This window comes from Streptomyces sp. NBC_00459, from assembly GCF_036013955.1.
Lineage (GTDB): Bacteria > Actinomycetota > Actinomycetes > Streptomycetales > Streptomycetaceae > Streptomyces.
Window position 1 is genome coordinate 8,993,509 of the sequence record NZ_CP107903.1, and the last position, 19,740, is coordinate 9,013,248.

13 protein-coding genes are annotated in these 19,740 nt (G+C 72.3%); 5 read left to right on the plus strand and 8 right to left on the minus strand.

Translation table 11 applies throughout. The features are described 5' to 3' along the window. Window positions 1–51: 51 nt before the first annotated feature. The 5 genes from OHN74_RS39505 to OHN74_RS39525 form a co-directional block, all read right to left on the minus strand. Window positions 52–852 carry an alpha/beta hydrolase gene (locus OHN74_RS39505; RefSeq protein WP_327699370.1) on the minus strand — a complete coding sequence of 267 codons (801 nt, stop codon included), beginning with the start codon at window positions 850–852 and terminating at the stop codon, window positions 52–54. Between the two features lie 6 nt (window positions 853–858). Continuing rightward, window positions 859–1,686, minus strand: coding sequence for an alpha/beta fold hydrolase (locus OHN74_RS39510; RefSeq protein WP_327700422.1), 828 nt, complete (start codon window positions 1,684–1,686; stop codon window positions 859–861). A gap of 23 nt (window positions 1,687–1,709) precedes the next feature. After that, on the minus strand, window positions 1,710–2,534 hold the full coding sequence (locus OHN74_RS39515) for an alpha/beta fold hydrolase (RefSeq protein ID WP_327699371.1): 825 nt from the start codon (window positions 2,532–2,534) through the stop codon (window positions 1,710–1,712). A gap of 98 nt (window positions 2,535–2,632) precedes the next feature. Next, window positions 2,633–5,380 (minus strand): helix-turn-helix transcriptional regulator, encoded by a 2,748-nt coding sequence (locus OHN74_RS39520; protein WP_327699372.1) that lies wholly within the window; start codon window positions 5,378–5,380, stop codon window positions 2,633–2,635. A 118-nt stretch (window positions 5,381–5,498) separates the two neighbouring features. Then, window positions 5,499–6,371, minus strand: a complete 873-nt coding sequence (locus tag OHN74_RS39525) for an endo alpha-1,4 polygalactosaminidase (RefSeq protein ID WP_327699373.1) — start codon at window positions 6,369–6,371, stop codon at window positions 5,499–5,501. 238 nt (window positions 6,372–6,609) lie between these two features. Here OHN74_RS39525 and OHN74_RS39530 point away from each other — a divergent pair, with 238 nt between their 5' ends. The 3 genes from OHN74_RS39530 to OHN74_RS39540 all read left to right on the plus strand — a co-directional run bounded on the left by OHN74_RS39530 (window position 6,610) and on the right by OHN74_RS39540 (window position 11,263). After that, entirely contained in the window at window positions 6,610–7,215 is a 606-nt protein-coding gene (locus OHN74_RS39530) for an NADPH-dependent F420 reductase (protein ID WP_327699374.1), read from the plus strand. 188 nt (window positions 7,216–7,403) lie between these two features. Next, a complete protein-coding gene (locus tag OHN74_RS39535; RefSeq protein WP_327699375.1) occupies window positions 7,404–10,238 on the plus strand; it encodes a helix-turn-helix transcriptional regulator in 2,835 nt (944 codons plus the stop codon). Window positions 10,239–10,294: 56 nt separating this feature from the next. After that, complete coding sequence (locus OHN74_RS39540) at window positions 10,295–11,263, plus strand: aldo/keto reductase (RefSeq protein WP_327699376.1); 969 nt, start codon at window positions 10,295–10,297, stop codon at window positions 11,261–11,263. An 18-nt stretch (window positions 11,264–11,281) separates the two neighbouring features. On the opposite strand, the gene OHN74_RS39545 is transcribed toward OHN74_RS39540, so the two are convergent. Further along, window positions 11,282–12,121, minus strand: coding sequence for a phytanoyl-CoA dioxygenase family protein (locus OHN74_RS39545; RefSeq protein ID WP_327699377.1), 840 nt, complete (start codon window positions 12,119–12,121; stop codon window positions 11,282–11,284). Window positions 12,122–12,189: 68 nt separating this feature from the next. Between OHN74_RS39545 and OHN74_RS39550 the strand changes: the two genes are divergently transcribed. Then, on the plus strand, window positions 12,190–13,182 hold the full coding sequence (locus OHN74_RS39550; RefSeq protein ID WP_327699378.1) for a helix-turn-helix domain-containing protein: 993 nt from the start codon (window positions 12,190–12,192) through the stop codon (window positions 13,180–13,182). Window positions 13,183–13,677: 495 nt separating this feature from the next. Then, window positions 13,678–15,606, plus strand: a complete 1,929-nt coding sequence (locus tag OHN74_RS39555) for a ricin-type beta-trefoil lectin domain protein (RefSeq protein ID WP_327699379.1) — start codon at window positions 13,678–13,680, stop codon at window positions 15,604–15,606. Window positions 15,607–15,627: 21 nt separating this feature from the next. Here OHN74_RS39555 and OHN74_RS39560 read toward each other — a convergent pair whose 3' ends face one another. Continuing rightward, on the minus strand, window positions 15,628–16,905 hold the full coding sequence (locus tag OHN74_RS39560) for an arsenic transporter (RefSeq protein ID WP_327700423.1): 1,278 nt from the start codon (window positions 16,903–16,905) through the stop codon (window positions 15,628–15,630). Between the two features lie 253 nt (window positions 16,906–17,158). Then, window positions 17,159–19,543: a SpoIIE family protein phosphatase gene (locus OHN74_RS39565; protein WP_327699380.1), complete on the minus strand. Its 2,385-nt coding sequence runs from the start codon at window positions 19,541–19,543 to the stop codon at window positions 17,159–17,161. Window positions 19,544–19,740: the final 197 nt, after the last annotated feature.

The following is a 19,740-nucleotide window of genomic DNA, read 5'->3' on the forward strand; positions in this document are numbered from 1 at the left end:
TTGCGGATGCCCGGGGCGGCCGGTGTCCGGCCGCCCCGGGCTCGTTGCGGTCTACCGGGCGTTCCGGACGGCCCACTCCAGGACGTCGTCCGCGATCTCCTCCCAGCCGGGGGCGGCGGGGAGGAGATGCGGCCGGCCCGCGTACTCCTTGATCTCCGTGACCGTCTTCGACCTGTAGTGCTTGGCGTTGGACTGCTGCACCTTGGGCGGCATCAGATGGTCCAGCTCGCCCGAGACGAACAGCAGCGGCGCCCGGTCGTCGTTGTGGTAGTCGACGTACGTGCTCTGGTGGCCGGGGCGAAGGGTGGCCAGGGCGCTGTCGAAGAAGATGCTGCCGGACGCGGGGACCGCGTACCGCTCGTACAGCCGTCGGGACTCGGCCTCCTCGAACGTGTTGGTGAACGCGTAGTGCCACTGCTCGAAGTTCAGGCCGACCGCCCGGTGCCGGTTGGCCGGGTTCTTCAGGACCGGGAAGGCCGCCTTGATCTGGGTCAGCGGCAGCACCGCGACCCCCTCCGTCGGCGCGGAGTTGATCGCGACGCCCGCCGCTCCGTGGCCCCGGTCGAGCAGCAGCTGTACGAAGACGCCGCCCGCCGAGTGGCCGATGAGGATCGGCGGCCTGTCCAGGGAACGGACGACGTTCTCCAGGGTCTCGACGATCTGCGGGACCGTGACCTGCTCGACCGGCGTCGGGTCCGCGTTCAGCGACTCGACCTCCACCTCGAAGCCGGGGTAGGCGGGTGCGATGACGCGGTAGCCGCGCTTCTCGTAGTGGGCGACCCACTGCTCCCAGCTGCGGGGCGTGACCCAGAAGCCGTGGATCAGGACGATGGTGTCCGGTGTGCTCATCATTGCTCCTCAGTCGGTGGCGCGGTAAGCGGCCTTGATCTGGCGGACGACGGCGTCCGGGCGGGACATCATCACGACGTGCGAGGCCCCCTTGACCTCGACGGTCCGGCTGTCGGCCCGCTCGGCCATGAAGCGCTGGACGGCCGGCGGGATGACGTTGTCGGCGGTCGGGATGACGTACCAGGAGGGCAGGGACTTCCAGGCCGGTGTGCCGCTGCCCTGGCTCAGCCCTTCGAGGCTGCCCGGGCGTTGGGTCGCCGCCATGACCTGGGTCGTCCTCCTGGGCAGGTCCTGGGCGAAGACGTCGTGGAACTTCGCCGGGTCGACATAGCCGTCGTGGCCGTCGGGCCCGCCCGGCTGCGGATACGTGCGGACCAGGAGGGCCGTCGGCAGTTTGCTGCCGGGGAACTTGTCGGCCAGGGCCAGCGCGGTCTCGCCCTGGTCGGGCGCGAAGGCGGCGACGTACACCAGCGCCTTGACGTTGGACCGGCCGCGCGCCGCGTTGGTGACGACCTCGCCGCCGTACGAGTGGCCCACCAGGATCACCGGCCCGGGGATGCTCGCCACGACCGAAGAGACGTACGCCGAGTCGCCCGCCAGGTCCCGCAGCGGGTTGGCCGGGGCGATCACCGGGAAACCGGCGTCCTGAAGCGACTTGATGGTGGCGTTCCAGCCCGACGCGTCCGCGAACGCACCGTGGACGAGGACGACGGTCGGCTTGGGAGCGCCCTTCTGGGACGAGGAGGGCGCGGGGGAGGAGTGTGCGACGGCGCCGGTCAGTCCGACGACCAGGGCACAGCTCGCGAGGACCGTGCCCAGGGTGCGGTGGAGTCGCATGCTCACGAAGTTCCTTCCAGGGGTCAGGAGTTGAGGAAGTCGAGGAGATCCGCGTTCAGTTGGTCCCTGTGCGTGTCCGTGATGCCGTGCGGGGCGCCCGGATAGACCTTGAGGGTCGCCGACTTGATACGGGCCGCCGACGCCCTGCCGCCGACGTCGATCGGCACGACCTGGTCGTCGTCGCCGTGCACGACGAGCGTGGGTACGTCGAAGGCGTCCAGGTCGGCGCGGAAGTCGGTGGCCGAGAAGGCGGCGATGCTCTCGTAGGCGTTGCGGTGCCCGGCCTGGAGGCTCTGCCGCCAGAACGCGTCCCGGATACCCTGCGAGACGTGTTCGCCGGGCCGGTTGTGGCCGAAGAACGGCCCGTCGGCGAGATCCCGGTACAGCTGCGAGCGGTCGGCCAGCGAACCGGCCCGGATCCCGTCGAACACCTCGCCCGGCACCCCGCCCGGGTTGTCGTCCGTCTTCAGCATGAACGGCGGTACGGCGGACACCAGCGCGAGCTGTGCGACGCGCCCGGTGCCGTGCCGGCCCACATAGCGGGCGACCTCGCCGCCCCCGGTGGAGAACCCGACGAGGGTCACGTCCCGCAGGTCGAGGGTGTCGATGAGGGTGGCGAGGTCGTCGGCGTAGGTGTTCATCTCGTTGCCGTGCCAGGCCTGGGTGGAGCGGCCGTGGCCGCGCCGGTCGTGTGCGATCGCCCGGAAACCGTGGGTGGCCAGGAACAGCTGCTGCGCCTCCCAGCTGTCCGAGTTCAGCGGCCAGCCGTGGCTCAGGACGACCGGGCGGCCCTGGCCCCAGTCCTTGTAGTAGATCTCAGCGCCGTCCGCTGCGGTGACGTATGGCATGAGGTGTGCTCCCGTCCGTGGGAATCGTCCGACCCCCTGAGCGTCGTCGGGGACCGGCGGGCCCCGTATCCCGTGCGGCGCGTAGTCGTGACCCCGGATCAGAGTTCCGGGGCCCGGGCGAGCTGGCGCCGGGACGTCACATCGAGTTTCCGGAAGATCTTCCGCAGGTGGTAGTCGACGGTGCTCGCGCTGATGAACAGCTGGGCGGCGATCTCGGCGTTGGTCGCGCCGTCCTTCGCGAGGCGGGCGACGGTGAGCTCCTGCGGGGTGAGCGCGTTGGCCGTCCCGGCCGGTCCGCGCCGGGGGTGCTCGCCGGTGGCGGCCAGCTCCTGGGCGGCGCGTGCCGAGAAGCCGGTGGCGCCCATCGCGTCGAACAGCCCCACTGCCGTGCGGAGTTGCTCGCGGGCGTCCTTTCGGCGCTTCCGCCGGCGCAGCCACTCGCCGTAGTGGAGATGGGCGACCGCCAGATCGGACCGTGCCCGGGTACAGGACAGCAGCTCGATCGCCTCGGTGTAGAGGGGTTCGGCCTCGTCCGCGGAGGCGAGCAGGGCCCGGCAACGGGTCAGCACCCCCAGCCCCCAGGGGGTGCCGGCGGCCGTCGCCCTGGAGGTGAGCGTCCGCAGGGTGGAGGCGGCGAGGACACGGTCGCCGCAGCGTACGGCCGCCTCGATCAGATGGGGGAGGACGCGGGAGTGGATGGCGTACCGGTCGTGCTCGACCAGCGCCCGGGTGTGGTCACGTGCGGTCGCGTAGTCGCCGCGGCTCAGGGCCGCCACGGTCATCCCGATGCGGGCGATGGACTCGACCGCGCCGTTGCCGAGCCAGGTCCCCGCCTCCATCGAACCCCGCAGGACGGCGTCGAGTCCGTCGGCGTCGCCGTGCCAGGCGACAAGTTCTGGATGCCGGTAGATCGCCCACACGTCGTCGGTCGCGCCGATCGCCGCCCGGATCTGGTTCCCCTCCGCGTGCAGGGCGTCCGCGGCGGCCAGCTCTCCGAGGTTCGTCTCGGACATCACCCACGTGTACAGGGCGATGTCCAGCTGGGTGAGCGCGCCGGTTGCCCGGGCCACGTCCGCCGCCCGGCGCATCACCGCGGTCTGCGTCTTCTCGTCCCACCGGATCATCGACATGGTGACGGTGGGCAGATAGGCCCGCAGTACCTCCTCGTCGGAGGTGCGCGGGTCCAGGATCATCGCGCAGGCCCGCCGCAGATGCTCGACGGCACTCTCGTAGCCGTCGAGCACCAGCACGGCGAACGCGCGCAGCACGAGATCGACGCCGGTGGCGGGCCCGGAGCGGGGCAGCAGCGTCTCGATGGCCCGGGCGATCTCGGGCGGTGAGGTGTCCCGGATCAGATGTTCCGAGGTGATGACGCCCTGGATCGCCTGCAGGAACGCCTGGCGGGCGAGATCCGGCGCCCCCTCGGCGAGCAGCAGTGCCGCCCGCAGGCACAGCGCGGGCCCCCGCGAGAACGAGTCCGCGTCACCCAGCGCCAGGATGGTGTACGCCCGGACCAGCAGGATCCTGCCCCGGCCCACCGCGTCGAGCAGTTCGACGTCCACCGCGTCGACCAGCGACTCCGCCTGCAGGGGTGCTCCGGCGCGCAGCGCGGCCTCCGCCGCCGCCAGCAGCCGCCCGGCCCGTACACCGTCCTCGGGCGTGAGTTCGGCGGCCCGGGTGAGGAAGGTGGCACGGGCCGCGAACCCGCCCCGGGCGCCCGCCCGGTCGGCCGCGCGCTCCACCTCGGCCGCGACCCCGGCGTCCGGCCCGAGCGCGGCGGCGGCCAGATGCCAGGCCCGCCGGTCGCTGTCGGCGGGTCGGTCGGTGGCCCCGGCCAGTGCGCGGTGGGCGCGTCGCCGCTCCACGCTGGTGGCACCCCCGTACACCGCGGAACGCACCAGCGGATGCCGGAACGCGACGCCGGTACGCAGCACCACCAGCCGGGCGGCCTCCGCCGGGCCGGACGCCTCGGCGCCGATCCCGAGCTGCTCCGCCGCGCCCGTGACGTACCCCAGGTCGCCGCCGGGTTCGGCGGCGGCGAGCAGCAGCCAGGTCTGCGCGGACGACGGCAGGGCGCGCACCCGCTGGAGATAGTGCGCCTCCAACCGGCCGCCCACCGGCAGCGGTTCGGGCAGCGCGAGGCCGCCGGCCAGCTGGTCGGCGGACAGCTCCTGGCCGAGGTCCGCCAGAGCGAGGGGGTTTCCGGCGGTGGCCGTCACGATCCGCGCCGCTACCCGTGCGTCCAGCGGCCCGGCGACGGACGCGCGCAGCACCTCCAGCGCGAACGGCTCGGCCAGCCCGGTGACTTCGGTGACGGGCAGCCCCGCCGGCCCGTCGAACCCGGTGCGCGCGGCGAGCAGCAGCCCGACGCCCTCCGCGTGCATCCGGCGCCCGACGAACGCCAGCACACCGAGCGACTCCTCGTCGAGCCACTGGGCGTCGTCCACGAGCGCCAGCACCGGCCGGGCCTTCGCCGCCTCGGCGAGCAGGGTGAGGGTGGCGAGTCCGACGAGGAAGCCGTCGGCGGGCGGCCCGTCGGCCAGTCCGCAGGCCACCCGCAGGGCCTCGCGCTGGCCCGCCGACAGCGGTCCGGGCTCCTTGAGCCCCTCCAGGAACGGTACGAGCAGCCGGTGCAGCGCCGCGTACGGGAAACCGGCCTCCGCCTCGACGCCGGCCGTCCGCAGCACCCGCAGTCCGGCGGCCTCGTTCGCGGCATGGTCGAGCAGTGCGGTCTTCCCGATCCCGGCGTCCCCGCGCAGCAGCACGACCCGGCTCAGCCCCGCGCGAAGATCGGTGACAAGGTGATCGAGGAGCTCCCGCTCCGCCGCGCGCCCTGTGAGAATCAACCCAACACCCTTCAAGAGGGCCTCGGTTGAGGCCGCCGACGAGAATGTGCGGATTCCGTGGAGCCCTCTCATTCAAGCAGGCGTGCCGCCCCGTCAGGGGGAGATGTCCAGTTACGCGTCAGCGGGTTCTGCGGATGTACCCGGCACTGCCCGGTGTCGACACATCGACATCCCTGCGGACGATGCTCAGCCGGTCGCCGAAGGCCGCGCGGGCCTTGCGCAGCCCGGAGTCGGTGTACTCGATCACGACCACCCGGTCGTCGAACGCCTCCGCGTACTCCCCGCACTCGTCGTACTCCCCGCACTCCTCCGCGACCGCGAAGTCCAGTCCTGTCCTCTTCCGGAGACCGGCCAGCTCCACGGTGTTCTTCTGGCCGATGGCCAGCCCACGGGCGTGCGCGTGCTTGGAGAGGAGGGTGATGAAGGCGGTGGCGTCGGCGGCGGTGAGAAGGCCGTCGGAGCGGGTGTAGCTGTCGTAGTTGTCGGGCTCGACCGCGTCGAAGCCCTTGTCCGCGCAGCCGTCGATCCACGTGTCCACCCGCGCCGCGATCCGCTTCCGCTTCGCCGCCGTGCCGATGTCGAGCAGCGCCTCGTCCCAGTCGTCGTCGACGACGGTCTCGCCGTTCGCGTCCCGCAGCAGCAGGTCGGCGGGCCACGACTTCTCCTCGCCGGGCTGAGCCTGGAAGGCGTTGACGTAGCAGATGTTGTACAGGCCGGGCGCGGGCGCCGCCGTACGGTCGCGGCTGACGATGCGCACGCCCGCCGGGGGCGGGTAGGCGCCGCCGATCTGGTAGTCGAAACCGGCGTGCGGCGGCGGCAGTTCGACCTCGGCCGACGTGGTGGGGGAGGGCGTCGAACCGGGTCCGGCACCGTTCTTCGTCTCCGGCGGGCCACCGCACGCGGTCAGTCCCCACACGGTCGCGCAGACGGCCGTCAGTACGACGGTCGGCGTCCGGATACCTCCGGCACGGGGTGCGCCCTTGGCGGACATGTCCGCTCCATCGATCGCGGGTACGACCACTACCGGCTGGGTGTACCTCTGTGCACCGGGCGCTCGGCTCGGCACAGTCAAGATCAAAGCGTCCGGCACGTCCGCCAGTCAAACAGGCCTCGATGCGCGGACGCGGGGCAGACCCAGTCACTTGACAGAAGCCCGCGGTCCGACATCCCGGACATGCTCAGGACGTGCCCTCGCACGCTCGTTGTCGCCGGGTCAAGGAAGGCGCGTCATGCGTATCGGCATCATCGGCGCCGGAGCCCTCGGGCAGGCCCTCGCGGTCCGGTTCGTGGCCGCCGGGGCGGAGGTGCTTCTCGGTGACAGCCGAGGACCCCGGTCCCTGCGGGAGCTCGCCGACTCGATCGGGCCCGGGCTCACACCGGTGACCGTGGCGGAGGCGGCCGACCCTGAGATCGTCGTGCTCGCGGTGCCCTGGCGCGGGTTGTCCGAGGCCGTGCGGGCGGCCGATGTGTCCGACTGGCAGGAACGGATCGTCATCGACACCGCCAACCCGCTCGGCCCACCCGACCTCCGGGTCGCCGACCTCCAGGGGCGGCCGTCCAGCGAGGTCGTCGCCGGTCTGGTGCCCGGGGCCCGCCTGGTGAAGGCTTTCAACACTCTGGCACCGGCGGTCCTCGGTGCCGATCCGCGTACGCCTGCCGGACGACGGGTGATATTTCTCTCCGGCAACCACGAGGGCGCCAACAACCGGGTCGCCCGGCTCGTCGAACACGTCGGCTGGGCGGCCGTCGACCTGGGCCCCCTGGCTGATGGGGGCCGTCTCCAGCAGTTTCCCGGCGGCCCGCTGCCGACGCTCAGTCTGCTCCTTCAGCCATGAACCGCGAGCCCGTCCAGAAGCACTCCGGGGCCGGTGGACGGTCAACTCACGGTTTATTGTCAGGACATGATCGGAGACCGCAACCCGTCGGCCTTATGCCACTCGTCGACCCGCGCCGACCGGCCTCTCGCAGCTGGATCGGCGCGAGAACCGGTCGCGTCGGCCGTCCGTCCGGCCGGGTCCGCCGTATGAGCCCCTCCCGCCTCGGCGCGGAGTGGATAGTCGGCCGTGACCGCGAACTCGCCCTGCTGGCCGACCTGGTGAACGAGGTCACCGCCGAAGCCGCAGACGCGCCGGGGGGCCAGCCCCGAGTTGTGGTCGTGACCGGCGGGCCGGGCGCCGGCAAGAGCGTCCTGCTCGACGCGGCCGGCCGCACAGCTCTCCGGGCCGGAGTGCGCGTCCTGCGCTGCCGTGGCTGTGAAGGGGAGTCCGGGCTGCCGTTCGCCGGTCTGCATCAACTGCTGCGGCCCGTACTCGACCTCGCCGAAGGGCTGCCCGGACGCCAACGGGCCGCGCTGCTCGGTGTGTTCGGGCTGGACCCCGAGCAGGCACAGGACGCGGTGCCCGACCCGCTGCTCACCTCGCTCGGCGCCCTCACGCTGCTCTCCGACGCGGCGAGCCGGGGACCACTGCTGCTCGTGATCGACGACGCCCACTGGCTCGACGTGGGCACGCTCGACATCCTCGCCTTCGTCGCCCGGCGCCTCGAAGGGGAGCAGGTCGCGATGGTGCTCGCCGCCCGGGACAACGCCGTACCCCGGCAATTCGCCCGCGAGAGGCGGCGGTTGACCGTCGAGCCGCTGACCCCGGCCGCCGCCGGGCGCCTCCTCGACCTCCAGCCCGAACCGCCCGTCGGACGCGCCCGCTCCCGCATCCTCGACCAGGCGGCCGGCGTCCCCCTCGCCCTGGTCGAACTCGCCCGCGCGATCAGCCGTGACCCCGCCGCCGGACAGGACGGCGTCACCGACGCGCTGCCCCTCACCGACCGCCTGGAGGCGATCTTCGCCGCCGATCTGCCCGAACTCCCCGCACCCACCCGACGGTTGCTGCTTCTCGCGGCAGCCGCCGAGACGGCCGAGCTGCCCGTCATCCTCTCCGCCGCCGGGGACACCGCGGTCCCCGGCGACTGGCGGCCCGCCGAACGTGCGGGACTCGTCCGCATCGACGACGGCCGGCTCCACTTCCGGCACCCGCTGATCCGCTCCGCCGTGTACCAGTCCGCGAGCTACGCCGAGCGCCACGCGGCGCACACCGCCCTGGCCGACGTCCTCACCGGCGACCCCGACCGGCGAGCCTGGCATCTGGCGGCCGCCGTCTCGGGCGTCGACGAGGAGGCCGCCCAGGGCCTGGAGGACAGCGCGGGCCGCGCACAGCGCCGGGGCGGTTACGCGGCCGCGGCCGCCGCCCTCGAACGGGCGGCCCGGCTCAGCCCCGACCCGGGCGTCCGCTCCAGGCGGTTGGTCCGGGCCGCGACCATGGCCATGCACGCCGGACATCCACGCTGGGTCGGCGAGCTGGCCACCCACGTCCTCACCCTCACCGATGACCCGGCCGTGCTGGCCCACGCCTCGCTCCTGGCCGGCTGGGCGCTGGCCGTGACCACCCGCTTCGAGGACTCGCTCGGCTTCCTGCTGCCGGTCGCGGACGCCACCGTCGACACCGATCCCGCCCTCGCCCTCGACGCCCTGGGCACGGCCACCACCCCCGCCTACCACTCCGGCGACCCGTCGTTCCGTGAACGGATCCAGCGGATCACCGAACGCGTCCCGCCGCAGGACGACGAGGGGGCACGGGTGTGGGCGCTGGCCGGCTGCGATCCCGTACGCAACCGTGAACAGGCCCTCGCGCTGCTCAGGGGCACCGACTGGACCGAGGACCCGCCCGGGGCAGACCAGGACCAGAGGCTGTCCCGGCTGGTCGTCGTGGGGGCCGCCGCCTGGGTCCTGGACGAGACCGCCGAGGCCGTCCGCCTGCTCGGCGCCGCCCTGGACCATCTGCGGCGTACCCCGACGGCCGGAGCCAACGCCACCGTCGCCAACGCCCTCGGACTGGCCCTGTACGAGAGCGGCTCCTGGACCCGGGCCCGCACGATTTTCGACGAGTCGTACCGGACGGCGGCCGAGACCGGCCTGGAGATCGTGGCGGCCGGCTCACCCGTGATGGGCGCCACCATCCTCGCCCGGCGCGGTGACACCGAGGCGGCCCGCGCCGCCGTGCAGCGCGCCGTCCACGGCGTCGACCTGCCCAACTCGCGCAGCCTGCAGGTACGGAGGCACTACGCCCTCGGTGCCGCCGCCCTCGCCGAGGGCGACCACGCCGCCGCCTACACCCGCTTCCGGGCCGTCTACACCCAGGAAGCGGAGCCCGAGCCGGTGCACTTCCATGCCTCCCACTACTACCTGGCCGACCTCACGGCAGCGGCCGTACGCACCGGCCGGGCCGACGAGGCACGCCGGATCGTCGACGCGACCCGCGGGCGCCTCGTGGCCGGGGGCGTCTCCGCCCGGCTTGCCGCCGTACTGCACCGGGCGGAAGCCCTGCTGAGCGAAGGGGACGAGGCGGAGGGGCACTTCACGGCGGCCCTCGCCGACCCGGCCGGCGAACAGTGGCTGTTCGAGCGGGCGTTGGTCCGCCTCGACTACGCGGAGTGGCTGCGCCGCCGACGCCGCTCGGTGGAGGCCCGCCCGCAGCTCACCGCCGCACTCGACGCCTTCGAGCGGGTCGGCGCCCGCCCCTGGACCGAACGGGCCCGCGCCGAACTGCGGGCCGCCGGCGTCACCCCCACCACCACCGCACCGCGTGACGTCCTCGCCGAACTCACCCCGCAGCAGTTCCAGATCGCCCGGCTGGCCGCGGCGGGCCTCACCAACCGGGAGATCGGCGAACGCATCTTCCTCTCGCCCCGCACGGTCGGGTTCCACCTCTACCGCATCTTTCCCAAGCTCGGTATCACCGGCCGCGCCCAACTCCGCGACACGCTGCCGGAGTCGTCGGCGCCCCTGGACGGGTCACCGGGCCGGTGATCAGGTCAGGCGTACGCTCCCTCTGAATACCCCATCCGAAGGCAGGAGCAGCAACGATGCAGTACGTGAAGCTCGGTTCGACGGGCCTGGACGTGTCGCGGATCTGTCTGGGCTGCATGAGCTACGGCTTTCCCGACCGCGGCAACCACGCGTGGACCCTCGACGAGCAGGCGTCGCGCCCGCTGATCCGCCAGGCCCTCGATGCCGGCATCACCTTCTTCGACACGGCGAACGTCTACTCCGACGGCACCAGCGAGGAGATCGTCGGCAGGGCGCTCGCCGACTTCGCCCGCCGCGACGAGATCGTGCTGGCCACGAAGGTGCACGGCAGGATGCGGCCCGGTCCCAACGGCGGGGGTCTGTCCCGCAAGGCGATCCTGACCGAGATCGACCACAGCCTGACCCGCCTCGGCACCGACTACGTCGACCTGTACCAGATCCACCGCTATGACCCGGTCACCCCGATCGAGGAGACGATGGAGGCGCTGCACGACGTCGTCAAGGCGGGCAAGGCCCGGTACATCGGGGCGAGTTCGATGTACGCCTGGCAGTTCTCCAAGGCTCAGTACACGGCCCGGGAGCACGGCTGGACCCGGTTCGTGTCGATGCAGAACCACTACAACCTCCTCTACCGCGAGGAGGAGCGCGAGATGCTGCCCCTCTGCGAGGACCAGGGCGTCGGTGTCCTGCCGTGGAGCCCGCTGGCCCGCGGCAGGCTCACCCGCGACTGGGACACCACCACCGGGCGCAGCGAGACCGACGACTTCGGCCGCACCCTCTACCCGGAGGGCGACCGTACGATCGTCGACGCGGTCGCCCGCATCGCGGCTCAGCGGAACGTCCCGCGTGCCCGGGTCGCCCTGGCCTGGCTGCTGCACCGGAGCACGGTGACCGCCCCGATCGTCGGCGCCACCAAGCCGCACCACATCGACGACGCCGTGGCCGCCGTCGACCTCGACCTGACCGACAAGGAGATCGAGGAACTGGGGCAGCCGTACACCCCGCACCCGGTCAGCGGCCACTGACCCGACCGCGGCGATGTGTCAGTGCGGTGCGGACGCCGACCCGAACTCCGTACCGCACGGCCCCCCGCCCTCGCTCTCGCGCAGCCGGACCCGGTCGCCGTTCATGGAGATCGTGCGGTAGAAGTGGGCGATGCTCTCCGCCGAGCGGCCCACATAGTGTCCGATGAACGAGCGGCGGAACCGGTCGGCGCTCCGGTTGGGCTGCGAACCGTGCACCAGGCTGCCGTTGAAGAACAGGACGTCACCCGGGGCCATGTCGACCGGCACCGTGGCCAGCCCGGGCGGCGGGGGCACGTACTCCCGGGCGAAGGACACACCGGCGTCCGCCTCCTCCGGACAGAACAGGTCCATGCGGTGCGTGCCCGGCACGACCTCCAGGCCGCCGTTGTCCCGGTCGATCGAGTCACAGGCGATCCACGCGGCCACACAGGTGCCCGGCTCGACCCGCAGATAGAAGTTGTCCTGGTGCAGCGCCTGGCCCCGGGCACCCGGCGGCTTGAAATAGAACATGCTCTGCGCGGCCAGGACCTCCTCGCCGAGCAGCACCTCCAGGACAGCGCGCAGCCGGGGATCCAACAGCCGCCCGAGGGACGGCTCGTGGAACTCGTGCGGCTGCATCACCCGCGGATACTCGTCCAGCGGGTCGGCCGGGCGCCCGTCCTGCCCGGACGGGCGCGGCTCGAAATGCCCCGGCACCGGACCGGCCGCGTGCAACGCCGTGAACTCGTCGCGGAACGCGGCGATCTCGTCGTACTCGAAGAGACCCCGCACAACGGTGAATCCGTCCTCCTCGAACCGCCGGCGCTCCTCCTCCGGCAGGATGGGGGCGCCGGCGTCCTCGATATCCGTGACTGTCATCCTCGACTCCTTCGGTCAGCTGTCAGCGGCCGCCAGACTAGGGTTGTCGCATCCCGGGGAGGATGCCCATGAGCGCTGACCGATTGCCCGAGACCGCTGTCCCCGCACCGCCGCCCGGTCTGGTGACCGTCGGGCGCTACGACGAGGGGCCCGGTTACGCCGTCAACCGGCCGCAGGGCGCCGAAAGCTGGCTGTTCACCTGGACGACGGACGGCCACGGTCTGCTGACCCAGGGCGCGGCCGAGGCGCGGGCCGGCGCCGGGGACCTGGTCGTCCTCGGCCCCGGGGTGCCCCACCGCTACCTGGTCCGGCCGGGCGCCCGGCACTGGCGGTTCTGGTGGGCGCACTGCCAGGCCCGCCCCTCCTGGACGGCCTGGCTGAGCCCGTACGCCGTCGGGGACGGCATGTACGTCGTCGCCCCGGTTCCGGAAGCACTGCACGACCGTATGGCGACGGCGTTCGCGCGCATGCTGTCGGACGCCCGCTGGCCGGGCAGCGACACCCGCCCGCCCGCCTCCGCTTCCGCCGTCCAGGCCGTGCCCGACGGCCCGACAGCGGTCGCACACGGCGCCGCAGCCCGGGAGCTCGCCCTCTGTTCCCTGGAGGAAATCGTCCTGCTGGCCTCGGCGGCCGCCCGCCCCCTTCCGCAACGGCCGGGAGTGGACCCCCGGGTGAGCCGGGCGGAAGCACTCATCGCCGCCGACCCCGGCGCCCCGCACACCGTCCGATCGCTCGCCGAGGAGGTCGCGCTCTCGCCCTCGCGGTTCGCGCACCTGTTCACCGAGCAACTCGGCCGGTCCCCGATGCGGGCGCTGCGCGAGGCCCGGCTGCGCCACGCGGCCCGGTTGCTCGAGGCCACCGACCTGCCGGTGGAACGCGTCGCCTTCGCCTCCGGTTTCGCCAGCCCCTTCCACTTCAACCGGGTCTTCCGCGAGCGTCACGGGACGCCGCCGGGCGCGTACCGGGCACTGTGCAGACGCGATCCGGCGTACACCGCGCCCGCTATTGGTTTCACGGCCGCTCCTGCACACAGAGGTGCAGGGACCGGTCAACTGTCATGACGAGGCAGTGCGTTACGGCGGCGGACGGCATGCCCGCGACCATGAGCTGCGGAAACGCACAAGAGGCGGGGACAGGACACTGCGGGCGGGCGATTTCGCGCCATCGGCACAGGACGCACCTCAATGGTTGCGAAACGTCCCTGAGTGAAGTGAATACCGTTTGCAATGAGGATGTTGATACAGTGGCAATCCCTAAAGGTGCATCCCATTGACGCGCAGTCAACCGCATTAGGTCACAGTGCAATGCGGAAAACGGCGTGATCTCTTGTTACGGCTCGATGAGCTGTGCAAAGGTGTGCACGTCGGCGTGCGGGCAATCTTTTTCCTGCTGCACGTACGCGACGCCCCCGCTGACTCCCCGCTCCAAAAGAGCTGTCCGCTGCGGGTGTTCGCGATGCCGATCCCCTGTTTGGTCGGATCCTGTCGTTTCGTCGGCAGGGTCGCATACCCCTAGGTATGGACTAAAACCCGCGTTGTCCGTGGAGGAATACAGACGTGAAAGACGCAGGCCTGTCGAATTCCCCTACACCGGCTCCCGCGTACGACGCCTCGGACGTCGAACTCAGCGCGGAGCTGAAGAAGTGGACGGGGACGACGCCCGCGCTCCATCCCGTCGGTGAACTGCTCGACCGGCACTGGGAAGCAGCCTTCGCCTATGCCCGGCTGTGCACCAGCGGCCCACGCCCCGCAGGAATGCTCACCACCGCCGCGTTCACCCGCCTCTTCGGGGAATCCCTGCGCCAGAGCGGCCCCACCTCCGCCTGGCGGCCCCACCTCCTGGTCACCGTGCGCCGGCTGGCGGCGGAGTGGGAGGGCGACCACCGCCACGAAATGCTCCACCCCGAGCTGCGTTCCAGACCTGGTAGCGAAAGCCGTGTCGCCGCCCGGCTGCTGCCCGCGCCCGACCGACGGCTGCTCTCCAGGGCCTTCCAGAACCTCCCGCAGTCCGCGCGCTGCCTGCTCTGGCACGCCGAGGTCGAGGCCGAACCGCTGGAGATACCCGCCGGCCTGCTGGGCCTGAGCGTGTCGGACGCCGCCGTGGAACTCGGCCGGGCCCGCGGACGCCTGCGCGAGGAGTGCCTGCACGTCCACCGCGAGGTCGTGCCCCAGGAGGAGTGCCGCCGCTACATCCGGCTGATCGACGTCACCTGCCGGCGCCGCAGCTTCGAGATCGACCCCGACCTCGCCAAGCACCTCACCGACTGCATGCACTGCCGGTACGCCGCCGACCAGTTGAACCAGTTCAACGGCGACCTCGCCCTCGCGCTCGCCGAGGGGGTCCTCGGCTGGGGTGCGCGCGCCTATCTGGAGTCCCGCCCCGGACGGGCCGCGGAGAGCGCCATCGTGGAGGTCGAACAGGCCCCGATCATCGAGATGGCCACGGTCGAGAGCGTGCTCCCGGTCCCGCGTGTCCTGGCCCAGGCTCCGCCCATGCCCACGAACGCGCCCATCTCCACCGAACTGGTCGTCCGCACCGGTTCGCACCGGTCCGCACACAAGGCCGCCCGGCGGGCGGTCCGCCGCCGCAACCGTGTCCTGGCCGCCGCGACCGTCAGCGCGCTGGTCCTCGTCCCGCTGGTCCTGTGGTCCGTCCTGGCTTCGGACGACGAGGACGGCTCGACGGCCGAGACCAGCCCCCCGGACACCGCTACCACCGGCTCCGACACGGCCGGCGACCCCTCCTGGGTCGGTTCGGGCGAGACCACGAAGGGCGCCCTGCGCGGCCGACTGCACAACGTCGAGTCCGGGCTGTGCATCGGCATCGTCGGCGGCAAGGCCGTCAACGGCGCGGAGACCGAGCTGACCAGCTGCTCGGCGGCGGCCGGCCAGGAGTGGTCGTACGAGACCAACGGACTGCTGCGCAACGCCGCCGCCCCGGATCTCTGCCTCGACTCCCACCTCGGCTACTCGGTCACGCTCGCCCCGTGCACGGGCACGGCCCAGCCCGCCACCAAGAACGTGCGCTACGACTTCACCCTCCAGGGCACCCTGGTCCCACGCTGGGACCAGGAGCTGGCCTTGACGCCCGCGGACGGCCCGGGCGAGGGAGACGCTCCGCTGGTCCTGAAGTCGCGCGAGGAGTCCGCCGACCAGCACTGGGTCTTCGACTCCTCGGCACCCTCGCTCCAGATGGAGGCCGTCAACTGGGACGCGGCCGCCCAGTCCGGACCCCCCGCCGTCAAGAAGAGCCCCGAGCCCTCGACGACCCCGACGCCGACCCCCACTTCCCCACCGGCCCAGCCGTCCCCGACACCGTCGGCGGCCACCCCGACCCCCTCGGCCTCGAACCCGACGAGCGTGCCCTGCTACTACTACGGCTACTACAACTGCGGGAACGGCCAGAACACCAGCGGCGGCAACTACGGCGGCGGCTACGGCTACGGCTACGGATACGGCGGCTACGGCGGCTGGGGAGGCCGCTGACGACCGGGACCCGCCGGTCCCTCAGCCCCCGAGGACCATCAGCGAGCCCCACAACGCCACCACGGCCGGGATCAGCGCGGCCGGTACGGAGATCAGCCCGAGCCGGGTGAACTCCCCGACCCCGATGTCGTGTTCGTTCTGGTGGACGATGCGCCGCCACAGCAGGGTCGCCAGTGATCCGGCGTACGTCAGGTTCGGACCGATGTTCACCCCGAGCAGTACGGCGAGCACCGCGCCTGGACCGGCCGTGGCGGTCAGCGGCAGCAGCACGAGCACCGCGGGCAGGTTGTTGATCAGATTGGCGAGTACGGCGGCCAGCGCGGCGATCCCGAGCAGCGCGGCCAGCCCGGTCCCGTCGGGCAGGACCCGGCCGAGCGCGTCCGCGAGCCCGTTGTCCACGACCGCGCGCACGACGACGCCCAGAGCCAGCACGAACGCGAGGAACCCGGGAGCCGTGGCCCGCAGCACTGTCACCGGGGTGGCCTGCCGTCGCAGAAGGGCGCGTCCGGAGAGTACGAGCGCTCCTGCCAGCGCGGCCCACGCGGGATCGACGCCCAGCGCGGAGGCCACGACGAACCCGGCCAGCGTGCAGGCCACGGTGACGAGGGCGAACAGGGGGAGCGCGGGCGCGTCCGCCGTGTCGGTGCCTGTGTCCGCAGGCGGAGTGTCCGGTGTCGGGTCGGCCAGGTCGGCGGCGAAGAAGCGCCGGAACACCAGGTACTCGGCGCCGATCGCGACCAGCCAGGGCAGCGTCATCAGCGCGGCGAACCGGGTGAAGCTCAGGCCGCTCGCGCTGAACGCCAGCAGGTTGGTGAGGTTGGAGACCGGCAGCAGCAGCGAAGCCGTGTTCGACAGATGCGCGCAGGCGTAGGAGTGCGGTTTGGGCCTGACTCCCGTCCGGGCGGCCGTGGCGAACACCACCGGGGTCAGCAGCACGATGGTCGCGTCCAGGCTCAGTACGGCCGTGATCGCCGAGGCGAGCACGAAGACCGAGGTCAGCAGCCGCCCGGGCCGGTTCTTCGCCCATCGGGCCATCCACGCGCCGCAGGCCCGGAAGAGCCCCTCGACATCGCAGAAGTGGGCCAGCACCAGCACCGCCGCGAGGAAGCCGACCACCGGCCCGAGCCGCTCGGCCTCCTCCCACGCGTGATCCGGCGAGATCGCGCCGGTGACGACCACGAGCCCGGCGGCAGGAACCGCCACGACCGCCTCCGGTAGCCCGAACGGGCGGACAACGGCGCAGGCCAGGACAGCGACGAGCAGGACGACGGACAGGGCCTCGGCGGACACGGCGTTCAGAGTTCGGTCCTCCGGGACAGGGACGGCGGTACCCCTCCATGAAAGCAGGCCCCGGTCACCGGCCCCTCGACCGGGTCGGGCGGCGCCCGCGTAGCCGCGCAGGGTGCGGGTGCGGGGGTCGCCCCGTCCACACTCCTGGAAGTCACCGCGCGAACGGCGTCTCGTGCACGTCACGGCTGTCCGGAGACCGGGGACCCAAAAGGAAAAGGACCACGCGGCAAAGAACCGAGCCGTCGTCAGTGAGTGCCGGGACTCACATCTCGTCCGTCATGGACAGTTCCGCCCAGATGGTCTTCCCGTCGGGCGTGTGGCGGCTGCCCCACCGCTCGGTGAGCTGGGCGACCAGCAGCAGACCGCGGCCCCCCTCGTCGAAGGTCCTGGCACGCCGCAGGTGCGGAGCGGTGTGGCTGGAGTCGGAGACCTCACAGATCAGGGTGGCCGCGTCGTGGATGAGCCGCAGCCGGATGGGGTGCGAGCCGTAGCGGATGGCGTTGGTGACCAGCTCGCTCACCACCAGTTCGGTGGTGAAGGAGGCCTCGCTCAGGTCCCAGACGTCGAGCTGCTCGCCGACCTGCTTGCGGATCGGCCCGACGAGCGCCGGGTCGGCCGGGATGTCCCACGTCGTGACATGGGAGGCGGGCAGGCCCTGGGTGCGGGCCAGCAGCAGTGCCACGTCGTCCGCCGCGCCACCCGGCGGGAGCAGCGTGTGCAGGATGCGGTCGCACGTCTCGTCGAGCGAGTCGGCGTACGCCGCCAGCGCGTCGCACAGCATCCGGTGACCGGCGTCGATGTCCCGCTCGCGGCTCTCGATCAGCCCGTCGGTGTAGAAGGCGAGGACCGTGCCCTCGGCCAGATCCAGTTCCGTGGACTCGAACGGCAGCCCGCCCAGACCGAGCGGCGGACCGGCGGGTAGCCGCACCTGCCGGGGAGTGCCGCCCGGGGTGAGCATGACCGGCGGGGGATGCCCGGCGCGGGCCAGGGTGCAGCGTCGCGACACCGGGTCGTACACCGCGTACAGACAGGTCGCGCCCACCTCGCCCGGGCCGCCCTCGCTGCCGGCCTCGGCGGACAGCCGTACGACGAGATCGTCGAGGTGGGTGAGCAGCTCGTCCGGGGCGAGGTCGATGTCGGCGAGCGTGCGCACGGCGGTGCGCAGCCGGCCCATGGTGGCGGAGGCCTGGATGCCGTGGCCGACCACGTCCCCGACGACCATCGCGACCCGCATCCCGGACAGCGGGATCACGTCGAACCAGTCGCCGCCCACCCCGGCCCGCGCCGCCGGGAGATAGCGCGAGGCCGCTTCGAGGGCGGCGGTGCGCGGCAGGTTCCGGGGGAGCAGGCTGCGTTGCAGGGCGAGAGCGGTGTCGCGTTCGCGGGAGAACCGGCGGGCGTTGTCGATACAGACGGCGGCCCGGGCGGTCACCTCCTCGGCGAGCAGTGCGTCGTCGGCCGTGAAGGGGTCGGGCCGCCGGTACCGGGTCAGGACGGCGACACCGAGCGTCGTACCGCGCGCGGTGATCGGCACGGACATCATGGAGTGGATGCCGAACTCCTTGACCCGGTTGAGGCGCGCCTTGTCCCAGGCCAGCCGCCGTTCGAGGTCGTCGGAGGGCAGGGTGGCCACGATGGTGCGGCCCGCGAGGAGGGAGTCGGCCTGGGGCGAGAAGGCGGGGTACTCGTCCAGCTGCCCCGGCTTGGCCACGGCTTCGGGGCTGCCAGGGATGATCGACCGGTGGGCGGCCCGGCGCAGACTGAGGGGCGCCGTCAGCTCGGCCTGGCGGTGGTCGCCGCCGTGCTGCGGGGGGTCCAGCAGGTCGACGCTGACGAAGTCTGCGAGCGCCGGGACACAGACGTCGGCCAGCTCCTGGGCCGTACGGGTGACGTCGAGGGTGGTGCCGATGCGCACGCTCGCCTCGTTGACCAGCTGGAGCCGCTCACGGGCGAGGTACTGCGCGGTGAAGTCGTGGGCCGCGAGACAGACCCCCCGCACCCGCCCCTCGGCGTCCTTGAGCGGTGCCAGCCGGGCCAGCCAGGCGTGCGCGTGGTCCTCGCCGCCGGTGCGCAGATAGGTCTGGACGTCCTTCGCCCGGCCGCTGGTGAGCACGTCGAGCATGTGCTGCTCCAGCTCCGCGCTGCGCTCCCTGCCCCCTATCTCGGCGATTCTGAGCCCACGGATGCGCTCCAGCGGCAGCCCGATGACCGTGGCCATGGCGTCGTTGACACCGACCAGTCGCAGCCGGTCGTCGTAGACGGCCGTCGCACAGGGCGCCTGGGCCAGCGCGGCCCGCATCAGCGGATCGTCCGCAGGCCGGGAACCGTCCTCCAGGGGGGTGACGAGGAGCCAGTCGCCCCGGCCGCCGTCCGGGGCGGGCCGGTAGTGCGCGAGGAGCCAGGAGGAGATCGTCCGGCCGTCGCGGTGACGCAGCGCGAGAGTGCCGTGCCAGATGTCCTCCGCCGGCCGCCCGGGTTCGTCCGAACCGTCGGCGGCCAGCAGAAAGGTCGCGGGACGGCCCAGCACTTCGGCCGCCGACCAGCCCAGCAGCTGACGAGCGCCCTCGTTCCAGCCGGTCAGTGCGCCCCGCGCGTCGACGACGGCCCGCGCCGTGGCGGCATCGTCGAACGGGTACACCGGACTCATCGTCGCCACTCCATCGTGAACACTCACAGTGAGCAGGGGATGTCACTGGTGTTCCACACTAGTGCGTTCTGTCCCCGCATGGTCGGGAACACTCCTGTCCCCGGACCGTCACGCAGGCCGCCCCGTGGGGCGGGATTCAGGCCGTTGTGACAGGTGAGGCCGAAGTACGTCACCGGACTCTTGACGGGCGCATGTTC

What these genes read in the sequence shown, in the direction of transcription:
- OHN74_RS39505 (WP_327699370.1), bottom strand. Translation starts at nt 852, where the DNA reads ATGATGAGCACACCGGACACCATCGTCCTGATCCACGGCTTCTGGGTC.
- OHN74_RS39510 (WP_327700422.1), bottom strand. Translation starts at nt 1,686, where the DNA reads ATGCGACTCCACCGCACCCTGGGCACGGTCCTCGCGAGCTGTGCCCTG.
- OHN74_RS39515 (WP_327699371.1), bottom strand. Translation starts at nt 2,534, where the DNA reads ATGCCATACGTCACCGCAGCGGACGGCGCTGAGATCTACTACAAGGAC.
- OHN74_RS39525 (WP_327699373.1), bottom strand. Translation starts at nt 6,371, where the DNA reads ATGTCCGCCAAGGGCGCACCCCGTGCCGGAGGTATCCGGACGCCGACC.
- OHN74_RS39530 (WP_327699374.1), top strand. Translation starts at nt 6,610, where the DNA reads ATGCGTATCGGCATCATCGGCGCCGGAGCCCTCGGGCAGGCCCTCGCG.
- OHN74_RS39535 (WP_327699375.1), top strand. Translation starts at nt 7,404, where the DNA reads ATGAGCCCCTCCCGCCTCGGCGCGGAGTGGATAGTCGGCCGTGACCGC.
- OHN74_RS39540 (WP_327699376.1), top strand. Translation starts at nt 10,295, where the DNA reads ATGCAGTACGTGAAGCTCGGTTCGACGGGCCTGGACGTGTCGCGGATC.
- OHN74_RS39545 (WP_327699377.1), bottom strand. Translation starts at nt 12,121, where the DNA reads ATGACAGTCACGGATATCGAGGACGCCGGCGCCCCCATCCTGCCGGAG.
- OHN74_RS39550 (WP_327699378.1), top strand. Translation starts at nt 12,190, where the DNA reads ATGAGCGCTGACCGATTGCCCGAGACCGCTGTCCCCGCACCGCCGCCC.
- OHN74_RS39565 (WP_327699380.1), bottom strand. Translation starts at nt 19,543, where the DNA reads ATGAGTCCGGTGTACCCGTTCGACGATGCCGCCACGGCGCGGGCCGTC.